Below are 18,413 nucleotides of genomic sequence, written 5' to 3'. Positions count from 1 at the left end.
AATTTGCGCTGTTATGCGGCCGCAAGGTCAATGCTTTTATGATACCGCTTACGTCGCTCCGCCTTTATCAGAGCGAGTACCCGGATTGTGAAAAGAAACGTGTATACATGGCAGAATACGAAAATAGGCACTAGATGCCTTCTTTTCGTATTCTGCTTTTTTATTTGTTCAGTTTAAGGGAGAAGGGGAGTCATGACATTCAGCATAGAAAGCTTCGTCTTTGTGGGCGTTGTCTTTTTAATCTTTTATACAATCCGCAGGCGCGCCAGGGCATATTTCCTTTTGGCAGCCAGCATTGCGTTTATAGCTTACCTTGACAGAAACTCATGCTTCTGGGTATTGGCAACTTCCGTTCTTGTCTATATTTGGGGGCTCATAGAAGGCTCTTTTGCCAAAAAGAATAAGACCCTTGCCCGGCTATTCATGGTGGTCGGGGTCATGAGCTGTGTCTTTTCCCTGTTCGTTCTTAAACATGTGGCAAAATGGAACTTTTCCGACAATATTTTCAGGGAACTGATAATGCCGATCGGCTTTTCCTACTACATCTTCCAGGCAATAGCTTACATCGTGGACATTTATCGCGGGAAAATGAGCGCTGAAAAGAACCTGCTGTTCTTTATGCTGTACATGTGCTTCTTTCCGAAGTTTGTGAGCGGACCTATAGAATCGCCCGAAAAGCTTCTTTCGCAGATAAAGAGCCTTCACAAGGTATATCTGGATGAGGACAACAGATTGTCCATAGCGTTCCCTACGATCCTTTACGGATTCTTCATGAAGACCGTAGTGGCGGACAGACTGGCTATGTACACGCCTAAGCTTTTAGGATATCCCCATATTTACGGCAGCCAGTGGCTTTTTGCCGGGATGCTCATGTATACCCTTCAGATCTACTGTGACTTTGCCGGGTATAGTGCCATAGCTGTGGGAGTCAGCAGGGTTCTTGGTATCAGGCTGACAGAGAACTTTAACGCCCCATATCTTTCCCCTGACATAGCGACCTTCTGGCGAAGATGGCATATATCATTGTCATCATGGCTCAAGGAGTATATTTATATTCCCCTGGGAGGAAATCGAAAGGGCTTTGTAAGAAAGCTTCTGAACACCATGATAGTCTTCCTGATCTGCGGATTATGGCATGGAGCGGGACTAAGCTTTATCATCTGGGGATTGCTTCACGGCATCTACAGCGTCGCAGGTGCGATCTTGTCATCCCGCAACATAAAGCCAAACAGGATACTTGGGACTGTGATCACATTCTTGTGTGTGGCCTTTGCCTGGATATTCTTTGGGGCTCCGAGCACAAAATTTGCATTGAGCTTTATCACCAGGATGCTGAGATTCAGTACCGGAGAGATTCCGCTTCCGACTCAGACTATTGAGCTTGGGGTAAAGCCCTTTGACCGTAACATATTTGTGTATGCCTTTGTAGTCTTCTTTATGGATCTTTTCATGACAAAGATGAAGATTCCTTTTGGGGAGGCACTGCAGAAGATCCCTCCGATAGTCAGGTATCTTATTGAATACGCCCTGATACTGGCCATAGTTCTCCTTGGAATCTACGGCCCCGGGTATGATGCCGCAGACTATATGTATATGGATTTTTGATCTTTATGACCCGGAGAAATACCAATGATTAAACGAATGCGAAAGCTCTTTTTACAGAAAAACAATATTCTCAGAGTGGCGTTTGTCATTCTTACGGTTGTGTCACTCTGGTACTGGGACGGAGTGATGAGCGTCAAAAACGATCACGGGATAAACCAGGCAAAGGCTATGTACTATCAGCCAAAGGATACAGTGGATGTTGTAATGATGGGGTCAAGCCACATTCACTACAATATAAACACGGGAATCCTGTGGAAGGATTACGGCATTGCGTCTTTTGACTACAGCGCTGCTGAGCAGCCCTTGTGGATCACTTATCATTATCTGGTGGAGTTCTGCAAATACCAGAAGCCCAAGGTAATGGTTCTGGATCTGTACTCCTTGGCAAATAATAAGGATGATTACCAATATGATTGGATCAAGCCCAATATCCTCGGCATGCGCTTTTCGATAAACAAGCTCAGGATGCTGTCTATCAGTGTGGAACGTGAGAAGATAGATGATTATTTTCCTTCTATGGCAGTTTACCATGACAGGTTTTCGGAACTTACCCCTTTCGATTTTTATTATCCCTTGACGCTCCATACGGAAATGAAGAACTTTAAGGGTTTTGCTCCCGCCTTTGAGACCCAGGGACAGGAGGAGCCGGAATTTGACCAGGAAAGGAGCGGCGGACTGTCGTTAAAGCAGGAGACATATCTCCAGAAGATCATTGATTTCACCAAAGAGAATGACATCGAGCTGTTTCTCATGGTGGCACCTTACATCACTACCAATGAAGATGAGCTGGTATATAACCGTGTCAAAGAAATCGCTAATATGAACAACATAGAGTTCAATAGTACCAACTACGATTACAAAGAGATAGGGCTCAATTTTGAGACAGATTTTTATGACAGATCGCACCTGAACTACCGCGGCGCCGAAAAGTTTACCAATTACCTGGGAAAAGAGCTGAAATCCCGCTTCGACATCCCTGATCGCCGGGGAGAAGAGGGCTATGAGTCCTGGGATGTGGACTATGAAAACATTCAGCAGCTGATAAAAGAAAATACGTGACGCAAATAATGGGTTTGAGTGGAGATGATTCCCTCAAACCCATATTTCATGATATAACAGATATAAAGCATCTGTTATCAAAGGCGGTCGCCGAATGAGCATAAATGCTCGCTCGGCTCGTCGCTTTATGGTATAATAACTTGGTATGTAATTTGCGCTGTTTAAGGAGGAAAGATAATGAGCGAAGCAACAAAGCAGCTGGAATATTGGCTTAACGATGATTATTTTGATCAGGAAACCAAGAATGAGCTCCTCTCCATCAGGAATGATGAGGCTGAGGTAGAAGACCGTTTTTACAGAGAGCTCGAGTTTGGTACAGGCGGACTCCGCGGGGTAATCGGAGCCGGCACCAACAGAATGAACAAGTACACTGTTCGCAAGGCTACACAGGGTCTGGCGAATTACATCAAGAAACATGGCGGCCCTGACGCAGCAAAGAGGGGAGTAGCTGTTTCTTTTGACTGCAGACGTTTCTCACCTGAATTTGCCGATGAGACTGCACTTTGCCTTGCAGCTAACGGCATCAAGGCATATGTCAGCGATATTCTTCGTCCCACACCTGAGCTTTCATTTGCACTCAGGGAGTTTGGATGCATCGCAGGCGTTATGGTTACTGCTTCCCACAATCCTCCTGAATATAACGGATACAAGGTATACTGGGAGGACGGCGCGCAGATCACACCTCCTCACGACACAGGTATCATCGGCGAGGTTGTTGCCATCACCGATTATCACGATGTTAAGACCATGTCCAAGGAAGACGCCATCGCGCAGGGGCTTTACGTGCCCTTCGGCGAGGAACTGGACGACAAGTACATGGTTGAGCTCAAGAAGCAGATCATCCATCAGGATGTTATCGACGAGATGGCTGACAAGTTCACCATCGTTTACACACCTTTCCACGGCACCGGCAATCTCCCTGTAAGGCGTGTCCTCAAGGAGCTTGGCTTCAAGAACGTATTCGTGGTTCCCGAGCAGGAAGAGCCCGATCCCGATTTCACAACTCTTGAGTACCCCAACCCCGAGGATCCCAAGGCTTTTGAGCTTGCTCTTAAGCTTGCCAGGGAGAAGGACGCAGACATCGTTCTCGCCACAGATCCCGATGCCGACAGACTCGGTATTTATGCAAAAGACCTAAAGACAGGAGACTACGTTCCTTTCACCGGAAACATGTCAGGAATGCTGATCGGCGAGTATATCTTAAGAGAGCGCCAGGCTACAGGCACAATGCCCGCTAATCCTGCATTTGTTACCACTATCGTTACCACAAACATGGCCAAGGCAGTTGCCGAAAGCTATGGACTTAAATATATCGAGGTTCTCACAGGCTTCAAGTACATCGGCGAGCAGATCAAGCTCTTCGAGGAGAACGGCCAGTGCAACAACTACGTATTCGGTCTTGAGGAGTCCTACGGATGTCTTGCAGGAACCCACGCAAGAGACAAGGATGCCGTTGTGGCTGTTATGATGCTCTGCGAACTTGCTGCTTTCTACAAGAAGCAGGGCAAGAGCGTTTGGGATGCCATGATCGACCTCTACGAGAAGTACGGCTATTACAAGGAAGGACAGTACGCCATCACCATGAAGGGCAAGGAAGGCGCTGAGCAGATCGCAGCTCTTATGGACAGGCTCCGCAGCAATCCTCCCAAGGAGTTCGGCCAGTGGAAGGTCCTTGAGTTCAGGGATTACAAGACCGGCAAGACCCTCAACATGGAGACCGGAGCAGAGGGAAGCACAGGACTTCCTACTTCCAACGTTCTGTACTTTGCGCTTGATAACGATTCCTGGTGCTGTGCAAGACCTTCAGGAACCGAGCCCAAGATCAAGTTCTACATGGGCGTTAAGGGCAAGAACCTTGACGATGCCGCTAAGCTCCAGGATGAGCTGACAGCAGCTGTTAAGGCACTTATATAATAAGCGAGCTAAACATATGGGAATATTAAATGCGGTCCGAAAGACAATTGCATACGCAAAGCGCAATGGTGTCAGGGCCGCATTTTTTGCTGCCCTGGAGAGGGTGCACGACAGCGCCGGGGAGAAGTATGAGTACAGGCCTCTGTCAAAAGAGGTTCTGGACGAGCAGAAGACCGAGTACCGCCTTCTTGCGGAGAAGGACAACCTCGTGCGGTTCTCTATCGTTGTTCCTCTCTACAACACCCCGGAGCAGTACCTTCGCGAGATGATAGAATCCGTCATCGCCCAGACCTACGGCAACTGGGAGCTTATACTTGCAGACGCGTCAAAAGAGCCATTGCAGACCGCCGAAGGTTACGCTAAAGACGACCCCCGGATCAGGTATTTTCACCTTGAGAGCAACGACGGGATCGCGGCCAACACGAACTTTGGTATTAAGCAGGCAGGCGGAGACTACATAGGTCTTTTGGACCACGACGATCTTCTGACTCCCGATGCTCTCTACGAGGTTGACCGCGTCATCAGGAAGAGCATGAAGACCAATAAGCTGGTGAAGTACGCAGGATGCCCTGTTCGCCTTATCTATTCGGATGAGGATAAGTTTGACGATGCACAGGGGCGCTACTACGAGCATCACGGCAAACCCTCTTTTAACATGGATTATCTTCTGTCCAACAACTACATCTGTCACTTTACGGTGATAAGAGCAGATATCATAAAGAGACTGCGGCTACGTGCAGAGTTTGACGGCGCCCAGGACTTTGACCTTGTGCTGCGGGCCTGCGCTGAGACTGCGCTTTCCATGCCCCTGGCTTCCGACCAGATCGTGCACATCGGCAAAGTGCTCTATCACTGGCGCTGCCATGTGAATTCAACCGCGGCCAATCCCGCCAGCAAAACCTACGCCTACGAGGCCGGCGGCCGTGCCATACAGGATCTTCTGGATAACAGCGGCGTTGGCGGCAAAGTATCAGCTTTAAAGCACCTGGGCTTTTACCGTGTGGACTATGAGCCGGAGGTCTTTTCCCAAAGGAGCGATATCGGCTGCGTCGGCGGCAGAATTCTTGATAAAAAGAGCCGTATCTGCGGCGGAATGTATCTCAAGGATAAAAGTCTTGTGTTCGCGGGACTTCCTTCGGATTACAGCGGCGGTTTCCAGCACCGGGCAGCGGTGCAGCAGGACGCCTATGCCGTGGATATCAGATGTATAAGTGTAAGGCCCGAGCTTATTCCACTTTTTGAGGAGACAACAGGGCTTAAATACGTGGATTCTTTTGTGGCAGCCAAGGCGGCAGCTTATGGGGATGCGAAGGCAGCTAATGCGGCGGCCGGGAAAGCTAATGCGATGGCCAAGGCGGCTAGTGCGACGGGCAAGACTACCAAGGCGGCTTATGCGGAGGTCCCTTTGGAGAAGATTCCGGAGCTCTCCGTTAAATTCGGCGCTGAGCTCAAGAAGCGGGGCTACAGATCCCTTTGGGACCCGGGAGTTACGGCGAGGACTTGAGCCGGCTTTCATAGCCGGGCTGGACGCGGGATAGCGGCGACTAAAGCGTGCCCGCGACTTTTTTGAGGATTGCATCATGAACAGACTTACAGTGATAATTCCAAATTTTAATGGCAAAAAATATCTGGAGGACTGCCTTAAGAGCCTTCGCAAGCAGAGCATCCTGAACTTCGATGTTCTGGTGGTGGACGACGGCTCAAGCGACGGAAGCCCTGATTACATAAGGACCCGTTTCCCCGAGGTGAAGGTCATCGAACTTGGCGAGAACACCGGCTTTGCCCATGCGGTGAATGTGGGCATAAAGGCCTGTGACAGCGAGTACGTGTTCCTTCTTAACAACGACACCATCTGCGACGAGAAGGCTGTTGAGAGCCTTTTGAGGATCATGGATCACAAGAGAAAGCTCTTTTCCGCCCAGGCTAAGATGCTGAAGATACAGGATCCCCACGATATCGATGATTCAGGGGATCTTTACTGCACCCTGGGATGGGCTTTTTCACCGGGCAAAGATAAGAGCAACGAGCATTTCTCAAGGCGTGAGTCCGTTACCAGCGCCTGCGCCGGCGCAGCTATTTACAGGAAAGAGTACTTCGAGACAGTCGGGTACTTTGATGAGGCGCATTTTTGCTATCTTGAGGACGTGGATATCGGCTACAGGGCAAGGCTCAAGGGCTATATCAATGTGATGGAGCCAAAGGCCATCGTGTATCACGCGGGCAGTGCTTCCAGCGGCTCAAGGTACAACGAATTCAAGGTTGAGCTTACCGCTGCAAACAATCTGTACTTCATTTACAAGAACATGCTGGGTTTCCAGATCTTTATAAATCTTCCTTTTATCCTTGCGGGGATTGCCATTAAGCACGTCTTTTACTCAAGGAAAGGTCTTGGCGCGGCCCATATCCGCGGCCTTGCGGCAGGCTTCAGGAAGATAAGACAGAACCTTGGCAAAAAAGTCTTATTCGGAAAGACAGAGCTTGTGAATGCCTTCAGGCTCCAGATTGAGCTGTGGGTGAACCTGGCAAGACGGGCTCTTTCGGTTTAATAGATGGCTCTTTTCCCGGGGAGGGGGCATGAAATATGCTGATTGCCCCAAAGAGGAAAGTAGTATAGAATATTTAGTAACTATGGGGAAAGATGGAAAAGTATTGTGATCAAGGACAATCAGGTACATCTGAATAGGGCGCACGTGATCGTGGATGGGCTTCTTGTGGCCGGTTCCTACGCGCTGTCCTACTATTTGAAATTCGAATCAGTATTTGCGGACAAGACACCCGGCGGACGACTTTCCATGCCGGTCTATTTTTCTGCGCTGTATTATCTGATCCCCTCGTATCTTTTGCTGTACTATATGGTTCAGCTCTACACCTCCAGGAGGGCGCTGCGGCTCTGGGACGAGTTTGTGGACATCGTTCAGGCCAACGTCATGGGCGTTATAGGCTTCCTGGTTGTTTTGTATATCATCAATCAGCCGGACTTCTCCAGGTCCATGATAGCCATATTTTTCGTGATGAACACGACGCTGACTACGATCGCACACTGGCTTCTTAGGAAATTCCTTCGATTTATCAGGAAAAAAGGCTACAACATCAAGCACATTTTGCTGGTGGGATACTCCAGGGCTGCGGAAGGCTACATCAGCAGGATCATGGAGAACCCCCAGTGGGGATATGAGATTGCCGGAGTTCTTGACGACTTCGTTCCCCTGGGCACCAGCTATCACGGTATCAAGGTCATCGGCAAGATCGAGCAGCTCAACGAATACCTTGAGAACAACAGCTACGACGAGATCACCATCACACTGCCTCTGGACGATTACGACAGGCTTGAGGAGCTGGTGGCGGAGTGTGAGAAATCCGGTGTTCACACCAAGTTCATCCCGGATTATCAGTCTCTTTTCCCGAGTAATCCCTACACTGAGGATGTTCAGGGAATTCCCGTTGTTAACATAAGATATGTGCCGCTCACCAATCCGCTTAACAGGATGATGAAGAGGCTTGTAGATATTGTAGGTTCGCTTATTGCCATTATCATTTTCTCGCCGGTTATGCTGGCTGCGGCTATCGCAGTTAAGGTCACCAGCGAGGGGCCTGTGATCTACAAGCAGGAGAGAGTGGGCCTTGGCGGTCAGCATTTCATGATGTACAAGTTCAGGACCATGAAGGTTCAGACCGAGGCCGAGGAGAAGAAGGGCTGGACCACCAAGGGCGACCCGAGAATTACAAAGGTGGGCGGATTCCTTCGAAAGACCAGTATCGACGAGATGCCGCAGTTCTTCAACATCTTTGCCGGGAAGATGAGCCTTGTGGGACCAAGACCCGAGAGGCCGCAGTTTGTTGAGAAGTTCAAGGAGCAGATCCCGAGGTACATGGTCAAGCACCAGGTAAGGCCGGGACTCACGGGCTGGGCCCAGATCAACGGCTACCGCGGCGACACCTCCATCAGGAAAAGAATCGACTACGACATTTACTATATCGAGAACTGGAGCATGGTCTTCGATTTCAAGATCATGCTGGGAACTTTAAGACACGGATTTGTCAACAAGAACGCATATTGATACGGTTTGCGCTCTGGTGATACATTTGAATATTTATTCCGGGCGATACGGCGCATGACTTTGGTCATGCGCTATTTTTGTGTTAAATAATATCAAGAAATAGATTAATTCTGCCATGATGTATTTGCGCAAAATTGTGATATCATAATTACTATCAATCAATTTTGACGATATTTAACCGCTGGCCAATAAAATATGTCAACCGCTTCTCGGGCGATGGATTTTGACCTTGGGGTGATAGCTCTTTTCCCGGGGAGTGATGGCTCTTTTCCCAAAAGGAGCACAGCGGCGGAATATACGAAATATGCAGAATGAGGAGAACAGCTATGAAAAATGTAGAGAAGTACCAGCGTCAGTATTTTATGCCTCCCAAGCCCACCTATGACTGGGTTAAGAAGGACTATGTCGATCATCCGCCCATTTGGTGCAGCGTGGACCTTCGCGACGGCAATCAGGCCCTTATCGAGCCCATGAGCCTGGATGAGAAGCTGGAGTTCTTTACCATGCTGGTTAAGCTTGGCTTCAAGGAGATAGAGATCGGCTTCCCTGCAGCGTCGGAGACCGAGTTTGAGTTTGCGAGAACACTTATCGAGAAGAACATGATCCCCGATGATGTTACCGTTCAGGTTCTGACTCAGGCCAGAGAGCACATCATCAAGAGGACCTTCGAGGCGGTCAAGGGTGCGCCCAGGGCCATCATCCACCTCTACAATTCGACTTCCGTTGCCCAGAGGGAGCAGGTTTTCAAGAAGAGCAAGGAAGAGATCATGAAGATCGCTGTGGACGGCGCCAAGCTTCTTGATAAGCTGGCAAAAGAGACATCAGGTAACTTCTCCTTTGAGTATTCGCCGGAGAGTTTCCCGGGAACAGAGGTTGACTACGCGGTAGACGTTTGCAACGCGGTTCTCGATGTTTGGAAGCCCACCAAGAAGAATAAAGCAGTCATCAACATTCCCACAACCGTTGAGATCGCAATGCCTCATGTTTTTGCGACCCAGGTTGAGTACATCAGCAAGAATCTTAAGTACAGGGATGCGGTGGTTCTTTCCCTTCATCCTCACAATGACAGAGGTTCGGGAGTCAGCGACGCCGAGCTTGGATGCCTTGCCGGTGCTGACAGGATTGAGGGAACTCTTTTCGGCAACGGAGAGAGAACCGGAAATGTGGATATCGTAACTCTTGCCATCAACATGTACTCCCACGGCGTTGATCCGGGACTGGATTTTTCAAATATCATGGAAGTTGGCGAGACCTACGAGAGACTCACAAGAATGAGGATCTACGAGAGACAGCCCTACGCAGGACAGCTGGTGTTCACTGCTTTTTCGGGTTCTCATCAGGATGCAATCTCCAAGGGATTTTCCTGGCACGACCAGAAGAAGGACAAGGGAATCTGGTCCGTACCATACCTGCCCATCGACCCCAAGGATCTTGGAAGAGAGTACGATGGCGATGTTATCAGGATCAACAGCCAGTCCGGAAAGGGCGGCGTAAGCTACATCCTCAAGACCAACTACGGCATGATGGTTCCCAAGGATATGCAGGCAGATATCAGCTATACCATCAAGGATATCTCCGACAGAGAGCATGCTGAGCTTTCACCTGCAAGGATCTATCAGATCTTCGAGGATAAGTACGTGCACAACGACAACGTATTCCGTATTCCCGAGGTTCACTTCAAGCAGATCGACGGAATCCTTGCTGAGGTCACCATCGCTCACGCCGACAAGGAGCACATCGTTGAGGCCAACGGTAACGGCCGTCTCGATGCGGTGAGCAACGCCATCAAGCAGTACTTCAATATCAGCTACGAGCTTTCAAACTACGAGGAGCATGCTCTTTCAAGGGGTTCATCCTCCAAGGCCTGCTCATATGTTGGTATTACCTACAACGGGCAGAAGTTCTGGGGCGTTGGAATAGATGAGGATATCATCAAGTCATCCATCGGTGCGCTGGTTATCGCTGTCAATCAGATAGATGCGGTAAAAGAGATCAAGAACAGCAAAGACGAGAGGATCAATGCCATTATCAATTACATCCAGGAGAATTACCTGACTGTAACCCTTGATGACCTCTCCAGCCAGTTCTACCTTTCAAAGCCCTACCTCTCCAAGTACATCAAGGAGAAGTCCGGCATGACCTTCGGGGAGAATGTTAAGAGGATCCGTCTCAACAAGGCCAGCACCCTTCTTCGAAACGGCAACATGAAGGTTGAGAAGGTGGCTGAGGCAGCAGGATATCAGAATGTTGAGCACTTCAACAGACTGTTCAAGAAGAAATACGGTATGACTCCGGTGCAGTACAGGAGCAGCACGAGGTGAAAAAGATGTATTGGCCTGGCGAGAGTGCTATGGTTAAGAGTATCTGGACAGTTTTAATTTGATTTTGAATTTGTTTTTGCGAGAATGAGCCGCAATCCCGGAATCTCCGGGACTGCGGCTCATATTTTGGGCATGTTTGTTGGCTTTGATGTGCCGAAAACTATGGGGTGATTTGTGTGCGGCTCATATTTACGGCTTTAAATGTGCTGAATATCTGATTCATTTTCATATGCGGCACATATTAGGCAATAAAAAAGTGCCGCAAGCAGATGAAACACATTGCCTGCGGCACATGAATACGATAAAAAGGGACAAATTTGTGTGCCTAATATTAGAAAATCTGGTAGTTGTAGCTCTTTTCCTATTCGTGAACAGTCACAACGGTACCGATGCCTACCATATTGAACAGCTCTTTTGCTGCCTTATGAGATATGTTGACGCAGCCGTGAGATCCGGCTGTCTTGTAGATGTTTCCGCCAAACTTTCCTCGCCAGGTTGCATCGTGAAGACCGATACCGCCGTAGAACGGCATCCAGTAGTCTACCCATACATGCCAGTCAGGCCCTGTAAGGTATTGGCCGGGAATGTGGGCGTAGATTGCGAATACGCCGGTTGGAGTCTCGCGGTTCTGACTTACGTCACCGGTTACACAGGGAGTCTGGAGAACCTGCTCACCATCCAGAATGTAGGTGACCGTCTGATTGGTCAGGTTTATATCAATATAGGTATTCAGCGGTGTCCCTGCCTCTTCCTCCGCAGCATTCTGGAAACGTCCTTCATATACACCGTAGTCAATATAGTGCTGGATCAGTGCCTTCTGGCTTGTACCAACTGCATTGGCAACATCAGGGTATCGCTCCGCGTAATACACAGGATCGAACCCGCTGGCGTAGGCCTTTGTTGGAGAACACCAGAGTATGGCTGCAACTGCGAATACAGTCGCAAGAGATATTAGTTTTTTGGATGCGGTTATGTAGTGAGATTTTTTGCTGCAGCTTGAAATACGCTGACTTGCCGCACCCCCGCTATTGGATTTGTGGTTGAAACAGTTATGACTTAACATGATTGATCATCGCCCCGCTTTTCATACTTTTTTAGACTTTTCTGTAATAAAAATTATAGACGATATTTTCTAAAAAGAGTGTTAAATCTATCGGCGGTTGGGCGGTTTTTGAGACTTCTGCGGTAAATGATGGCTCTTTTCCCGAAGAAAAAGAAATTTATCCTTTTTTATTTTTAATTTTAGTTTCGTTTTAACTGTGAGTCTTATCATTGAGTTATTCAAACAAATGGAAAACACATATATGAATAGCTTAGGAGGCTTGAACAATGATAAGAAGAAAGATTATTCCGGCACTGATTCTGGGAACAGCTGTGGCCGTTACAGCATGTGGAAGCAATGCGTCAACACAGTCTGCGGAAAGCAGCACTCAGGATGTTTTGGCTGAAACCGAAACTTCGGATGAATCTCTACAGGAAGCAGAAGCAGATGAAACATCGGAGATAGTGACTAACCTGTCGAAGATTGATAACACAAAATGGCAATACAATGAAGAAGACAATGTATATTACCAGCTTGGAATCCAATACTGCGAGAATCCGGCAGATACTGATTATGAGGAACTTGCCGTGATCGTTCCCGCTGCCTACATGGATGCTTCAGATAACGGTGATGGAACATATACATGTACTCTGAACACTACAGCGGAGGTGAACGGATATACGGCAGAAACTGCTCCGATTGTTTTTCCGGTGAATACTCCCGGATATGCGGCTCAGTCCCCGATGACAGAGTACAGCAGTGTTTCCGAGTACACTGACGCGGGTTTTATATATGTACATGCCGGATGCCGCGGAAGAGATGCGGGAGCACCTGCGGGAGTTACCGATCTTAAGGCTGCAATCCGTTACATCAGATACAATGAAGGAAATATCGCGGGAGATATGGACAGTATCTTTTCGTTTGGTATGTCAGGTGGCGGGGCGCAGTCGGCTCTTTTGGGCGTGACCGGAGACTCTGAGCTTTATGATGATTATCTTGAAGAGATAGGAGCTGTCATGGGCGTCAGCGACGCAGTTCTGGGCTCTCAGGGGTGGTGCCCTATCACATCCCTTGATTCTGCGGATGAAGCATACGAGTGGATGATGGGAACGACCAGATCCGATCTTACACAGGAGGAACAGAGCATTTCTGATGGCCTTACCGAGGCATATGCAGAGTATATCAACAGCCTGGGACTTACAGACAGCGAAGGAAATGCGCTGACACTGGAACAAAGCGATGACGGCAGATATCAGGCAGGAACATATTATGAATATATGGTCAGCGTTATTGAAGAGTCTTTAAACAATTTCCTTGCTGACACGGAATTTCCTTATGATGCGGATGCTTCAAGTCAGGGACATCATGCCGGAATGGGACAGGGCGGCCCCGGAGGTAAAGGAGAATTTGGAGGTCCCGGTGGCAAGGAAGAGAATGCTGAAGGCGGTAATGCTGAAGTTGGTAATGGCGGAGGTCCCGGCGGGGAGAGTGATGACAACACCGGCAAAGGCGATTTTGCAAGCACACCCGAAGGAAACATGGATGACGTTGATTTCACGGCTATAGATGATATTTCAAGAACAGAAAACAGTTCAGGAGTCTCTATATCAGGCACTTTTGAGACTGCACAGGATTACATTGATGCTCTGAATGCCAACGGAACCTGGGTAACCTATGACGAGACTACCAATACCGCTAAGATCACAAGTATTTCCGACTTTGCCGAAGCTGTAAAAACCGCTTCCAAGGGCATCGCAGCCTTTGATCAGCTGGATGAATCCCAGGGCGAGAATACGCTCTTTGGGTATGGCGACGGACAGGGCGCGCACTTTGATTCAATGCTGGCAGAAGTCCTTGAGAAACTTGGATCGGACTATGCATCTGATTTTGCGGAGGACCTTTCTACAGAGGATTCTGTTGGACACACCGTTGACTACAGGCTCAATATGTATTCACCCTTGTACTATCTGCTTTCCGGCTCTGATGGATACAAGACATCAAATGTTGCCAAGTATTTCCGCATAAACACAGGTATATGGCAGAGTGACACCGCCGTTAACACTGAGGCAAACCTGGTGCTGGCACTTCAGAATTACGGCTCGGACGTTGACTACAGTTTTGTATGGGGGCAGGAGCACACCATGGCAGAAAGAAGCGGCGATTCTACAAGTAACTTCATTGAGTGGGTAAATGAGTGCGTTGCTGCTGAGTCTGAATAAAGTTAATTTTCTTTTTAGGGCTTTGTTACAATTCATTCACATTTTGTTTAAGGAACGGCAAAGAGTGCATTGTATTATAAAAACCAAGAAAGAGCAACGAGAAAAAACTAAATTTCTTTTTCATAACGGGCTGTCAACGCGTTGGCAGCCCATCCTCCCAAAATATCCGGCCGCAAGGCCGTTTTTTATTGCCCTGAAGAGGGGACAAAGGCTGTGCGGCGCGGGGCAGGGGGTGTGTGGGCTCTGTGGCGGGTGTTGTGGCAAGGTATTATTCCCGTTATTCAGTACAGAGAATAGGTTGACGTAAACGCCGCTGTGTACGATAGTAAAGAGTGATTTGACATGAAAGAGTAATTTGCTCAGGCAAACACTAATTTGATCAATCAAGCAGCGACTTAATCAGGAGAACAGAAAGCAAAATAATCCCATGAACATAAGAAAGACAACCCTATCCGACCTTCCCACAGTAATGAACATCTACGCCCACGCCAGGAAATTCATGGCAGAGCACGGAAACCCCAGCCAGTGGGGCCCGAGGAACTGGCCACCGGAAGAACTGATCAGGAAAGACATAGATAAAGGCTGCAGCTACGTCTGCGTAGATGACGAAGGCGTGGTGGTGGGCGCTTTCTTTTTTGACCGGGGAAAAGAGATTGATCCCTGCTATCTGGATATCACAGAGGGCGACTGGATCGGAGATGACACCTACGGTGTGGTACACAGGATTGCTTCAGACGGCTCCCGGAAGGGCGTTGGCTCTTTTTGCGTGGAATGGGCATTTGGGCAGTGCGGGCACCTTCGCATGGACACCCATGGTGACAACTATGTCATGCAGAACATGCTAAAGAAGCTGGGATTCGTCCGCTGCGGGACCATCTATGTTGAGGAGGACGACGCCCCAAGGCTCGCCTTCGAGAAGCTGGCGTGAATTCCCCTGCCGTATATGGTATACTTAATACCTCAATAAGTATGTCATGCATCCCGGGCAGTTATGGCAGGAGCCGGACCGCGCGGCGCATGAATCAGTACTATTTAAATGGAGAAGAAAATATGGCAAATAATGTTGATGTTATCATAATCGGCGCAGGCCCCGGCGGCATTTTCTGCGCATACGAGCTCATGGAAAAGAGACCTGACCTTAAGGTTCTCATCATCGAGAAGGGCAGATCCATCGAGAAGAGAAACTGCCCCAAGCGTGTAACCAAGACCTGTGCAGGCTGTAAGCCCTGCTCAATCACTACAGGTTTTGCGGGCGCCGGTGCATTTTCGGACGGAAAGCTTTCTCTTTCCCCTGATGTAGGCGGCAATCTCCCCGAGATCCTGGGCTACGATGAGGCCACAAACCTCATCCACGAGTCCGATGAGATCTACCTTAAGTTTGGTGCCGACAAGAGCGTTTACGGAATCGACAAGGAGGCTGAGATTCGAGAGATCAGGCGCAAAGCCATCAACGCCAACCTTAAGCTGGTGGAGTGCCCCATCAGACACCTTGGAACCGAGGAGGGCTACAAGATCTACGGCAAGCTGCAGCAGCATCTTTTGGACAAGGGCGTGACCATCGAGTTTAACACCATGGTTACGGACCTCATCGTGGAAGACGGCGTAGCCAAGGGTGTCACCACCGATAAGGGTGAGACCTACATGGCAAAAGAGATAGTGAGTGCCGTTGGACGTGAAGGCGCTGACTGGTTCAAGGACAAGTGCGAGGAGATCGGCATCGAGACCAAGCCCGGCACCGTTGATGTGGGCGTCCGTGTCGAAGTCAGGGACGAGGTCATGCAGTTCCTCAACGAGAACCTCTACGAGGCAAAGCTCATCTACCACACACCTACCTTCGACGACAAGGTGCGTACTTTCTGTACCAATCCTTCCGGCGAAGTTGCAACGGAATATTATGATGGCGGTCTTGCAGTAGTTAACGGACACGCTTATAAGGGAAAAGAGTTTAAGACCAACAATACAAACTTTGCCCTGCTGGTGTCCAAGAATTTCACCAAGCCCTTCAAGACTCCCATCGAGTACGGCAAGAAGATCGCAGAGCTCTCAAACATGCTCTGCGGCGGCAAGATTCTGGTGCAGACCTACGGCGATTTTAAGCGAGGCAGAAGAACCACCGAGGAGCGCCTTTGCAGGAACAACCTGATCCCTACTCTTAAGGATGCGGTTCCCGGCGACCTTTCTCTGGTGTTCCCTCACAGGATCATGGTGGATCTTGACGAGATGATCCAGGCTCTGGATAAGGTTACCCCTGGCATTGCTTCGGATGAGACCCTTCTTTACGGCGTAGAGGTTAAGTTCTACTCCAACAAGGTAATAGTTAACAAGGATTTTGAGACCAGCGTTAAGGGACTTCGCGCCATCGGCGACGGGGCTGGTGTAACAAGAGGTCTTCAGCAGGCTTCGGCCAACGGACTTTGCGTTGCAAGAAGCATTATCAAGACGCTTGAGGGCAAAGAATAATTGACGTTTGCGGGCGCGGAATAGTTGGCGCTTGCGGGCAAAGAAAAATTGGCGTTTACGGGCGAAGAAAAATTGACGCTTGCGGGCGCGGTGCCCGGGAAAACTTTTAAAATAGCACCTTTAGCAAGGAGCATATCTTTTGCGGATTTTTAAGACTATCGTGAAAAAACTTAACAGAGCGATATCAATCATGGGAGCTGTGGCTGCGGCCACGGCTCTTCTGACAGGATGCTCGTCGGAAGCCCTTGAGCGCAAGGTGGTGTTCACCACAGGCTTTTCCGATGACGAGGTATTTCGCATCGAGGATTCCACCTGTTCTCTTACGGAGGCCATGGTTTATCTGGTAAATACCAGGACAGGATATGAGTCAACCTTTGGAAGCGAGATCTGGAGTGCGGTTACCGACAGCGGTACGGTGGAAGACAGACTTAAAGAATCTGTTCTTGCCAAGATTGCCCAGATTAAAGTGATGAATCTTTTGGCCAAAGAGACAGGAATAGAGCTGGAAGATGGCGATGAAGAACTGGCAAAAACCGCAGCGGCAGAGTACTACGGCACTCTGACAGAGGCAGACATAGAGGCCATGAACAACGTCACAGTGGAGGAAATCGCTGATATTTACAAGGAGCAGGCTGTTGCAGACAGGCTCTACGACTATATCATCAGGGACATCAATCCCGAGATCAGCGACGATGAAGCCAGAACCATAACTGTTGAGCAGATCTTTTTTAAGACCTATTCCCTGGATGCTTCCGGGGAGAAAATTCCGTTTTCCGATGACAGGAAACGCGCGGTATTGAGCCTTGCCAGGGATGTCATGTTGAAACTCAATCAGGGAGGCAGCTTCGACGAGCTGATGGCCCAGTACAACGAGGCGGATGAGGGCACTATTTCTTTTCGCAAGGGAGAGAAGGACAGTGCGTACGAGGCCGTTGCTTTCAATCTCGGCAACGAGGAAGTCAGCAGCATCACCGAGGTTGAGGACGGATATGTGATCATCAAGTGTATCAGCACCTTTAACCGCGAGGAGACCGAGGCCAACAAGGTCAAGATTGTGGAGATGAGGAAAAAGGAGGTTTTCGGCGAACAGTACGATGCCTTCGTCGCAACCCTCACCAAGGAGCTGAACCACAAGCTGTGGGATTCCATCAGCTTGTCCGGCGACAGTGGAGTGAGCACTTCGAGCCTCATGGAGGTTTATCAGAAGTACTTTAACTAAGAGGTATATGAATTCATAGTGAATGCCTGGTGTAATTCGATGTTAGAAGGATTGCACCAGGCTTTTGTTTTGGGATGAGATCATCAGGATTCTGATGGGAATAGTGTGCTATGTGTCCACTCTATAGGTAGTAGTTTTTGGCCGGTAGTTTTTGGCCAATCATTTTATGTAAGATGTGCCGAACAAGGCATGAAGATAGTGATTGTAGCACAGTGATTGGGCGGCAGATGTGCCGAGGCCACTATATTCAAAGAAATTCAGCATACTTTTTTGCCATTAGGTAAAGGTTGTATGTGCCACATTAGTTCAATTTTTAAGAATGTGGCATATCGGAGTGGTCCTTAATGGTGAAAAAGTGAGCCTTTTCTTGTTTGCATTATGAAATTCGGCACATGGGAGAATAAAAGAGTGTGCCGAAATGAATTTGATATTCATAATTAGGCACAAAATAGATAGTGATGTGAGGGATGGGACAGATACCCATCCCTTTTCATTTGTATATATTTTCATCAGAAT

Annotated in this window: 12 protein-coding genes; 11 read left to right on the top strand and 1 reads right to left on the bottom strand. The window is 48.7% G+C overall.

From position 1 onward, the window contains the following. Window positions 1-192: 192 nt before the first annotated feature. The 7 genes from T456_RS0117400 to T456_RS0117365 all read left to right on the top strand — a co-directional run bounded on the left by T456_RS0117400 (window position 193) and on the right by T456_RS0117365 (window position 10,957). Window positions 193-1,605 (top strand): MBOAT family O-acyltransferase, encoded by a 1,413-nt coding sequence (locus T456_RS0117400; protein WP_024867281.1) that lies wholly within the window; start codon window positions 193-195, stop codon window positions 1,603-1,605. A gap of 24 nt (window positions 1,606-1,629) precedes the next feature. Then, complete coding sequence (locus tag T456_RS0117395; RefSeq protein ID WP_024867280.1) at window positions 1,630-2,664, top strand: hypothetical protein; 1,035 nt, start codon at window positions 1,630-1,632, stop codon at window positions 2,662-2,664. Window positions 2,665-2,841: 177 nt separating this feature from the next. After that, on the top strand, window positions 2,842-4,578 hold the full coding sequence (locus T456_RS0117390) for a phospho-sugar mutase (RefSeq protein WP_024867279.1): 1,737 nt from the start codon (window positions 2,842-2,844) through the stop codon (window positions 4,576-4,578). A gap of 16 nt (window positions 4,579-4,594) precedes the next feature. Further along, window positions 4,595-6,082: a glycosyltransferase family 2 protein gene (locus tag T456_RS20615; protein ID WP_024867278.1), complete on the top strand. Its 1,488-nt coding sequence runs from the start codon at window positions 4,595-4,597 to the stop codon at window positions 6,080-6,082. 76 nt (window positions 6,083-6,158) lie between these two features. Beyond that, window positions 6,159-7,124, top strand: coding sequence for a glycosyltransferase family 2 protein (locus T456_RS0117380; RefSeq protein ID WP_024867277.1), 966 nt, complete (start codon window positions 6,159-6,161; stop codon window positions 7,122-7,124). 105 nt (window positions 7,125-7,229) lie between these two features. Further along, window positions 7,230-8,636: an undecaprenyl-phosphate glucose phosphotransferase gene (locus T456_RS0117370; RefSeq protein ID WP_024867276.1), complete on the top strand. Its 1,407-nt coding sequence runs from the start codon at window positions 7,230-7,232 to the stop codon at window positions 8,634-8,636. Window positions 8,637-8,962: 326 nt separating this feature from the next. Then, on the top strand, window positions 8,963-10,957 hold the full coding sequence (locus T456_RS0117365) for a 2-isopropylmalate synthase (protein WP_024867275.1): 1,995 nt from the start codon (window positions 8,963-8,965) through the stop codon (window positions 10,955-10,957). Between the two features lie 361 nt (window positions 10,958-11,318). Here T456_RS0117365 and T456_RS20610 read toward each other — a convergent pair whose 3' ends face one another. Beyond that, the gene (locus T456_RS20610) at window positions 11,319-12,020 is read right to left on the bottom strand and encodes a L,D-transpeptidase (protein ID WP_024867274.1); all 702 of its coding nucleotides are present in this window, start codon (window positions 12,018-12,020) and stop codon (window positions 11,319-11,321) included. Window positions 12,021-12,286: 266 nt separating this feature from the next. Here T456_RS20610 and T456_RS0117355 point away from each other — a divergent pair, with 266 nt between their 5' ends. From T456_RS0117355 to T456_RS0117335, 4 genes are all read left to right on the top strand, one after another. After that, window positions 12,287-14,218, top strand: coding sequence for a subtype A tannase (locus T456_RS0117355; protein ID WP_024867273.1), 1,932 nt, complete (start codon window positions 12,287-12,289; stop codon window positions 14,216-14,218). 427 nt (window positions 14,219-14,645) lie between these two features. Further along, window positions 14,646-15,146 carry a GNAT family N-acetyltransferase gene (locus tag T456_RS0117345; RefSeq protein ID WP_024867271.1) on the top strand — a complete coding sequence of 167 codons (501 nt, stop codon included), beginning with the start codon at window positions 14,646-14,648 and terminating at the stop codon, window positions 15,144-15,146. A gap of 89 nt (window positions 15,147-15,235) precedes the next feature. After that, window positions 15,236-16,678, top strand: coding sequence for an NAD(P)/FAD-dependent oxidoreductase (locus tag T456_RS0117340; protein WP_081749145.1), 1,443 nt, complete (start codon window positions 15,236-15,238; stop codon window positions 16,676-16,678). 139 nt (window positions 16,679-16,817) lie between these two features. After that, the gene (locus tag T456_RS0117335; protein ID WP_024867269.1) at window positions 16,818-17,897 is read left to right on the top strand and encodes a peptidylprolyl isomerase; all 1,080 of its coding nucleotides are present in this window, start codon (window positions 16,818-16,820) and stop codon (window positions 17,895-17,897) included. Window positions 17,898-18,413: the final 516 nt, after the last annotated feature.

Source organism: Butyrivibrio sp. FCS014, assembly GCF_000526935.1.
Lineage (GTDB): Bacteria > Bacillota > Clostridia > Lachnospirales > Lachnospiraceae > Butyrivibrio.
This window is presented reverse-complemented; position numbering and strand designations above follow the sequence as displayed.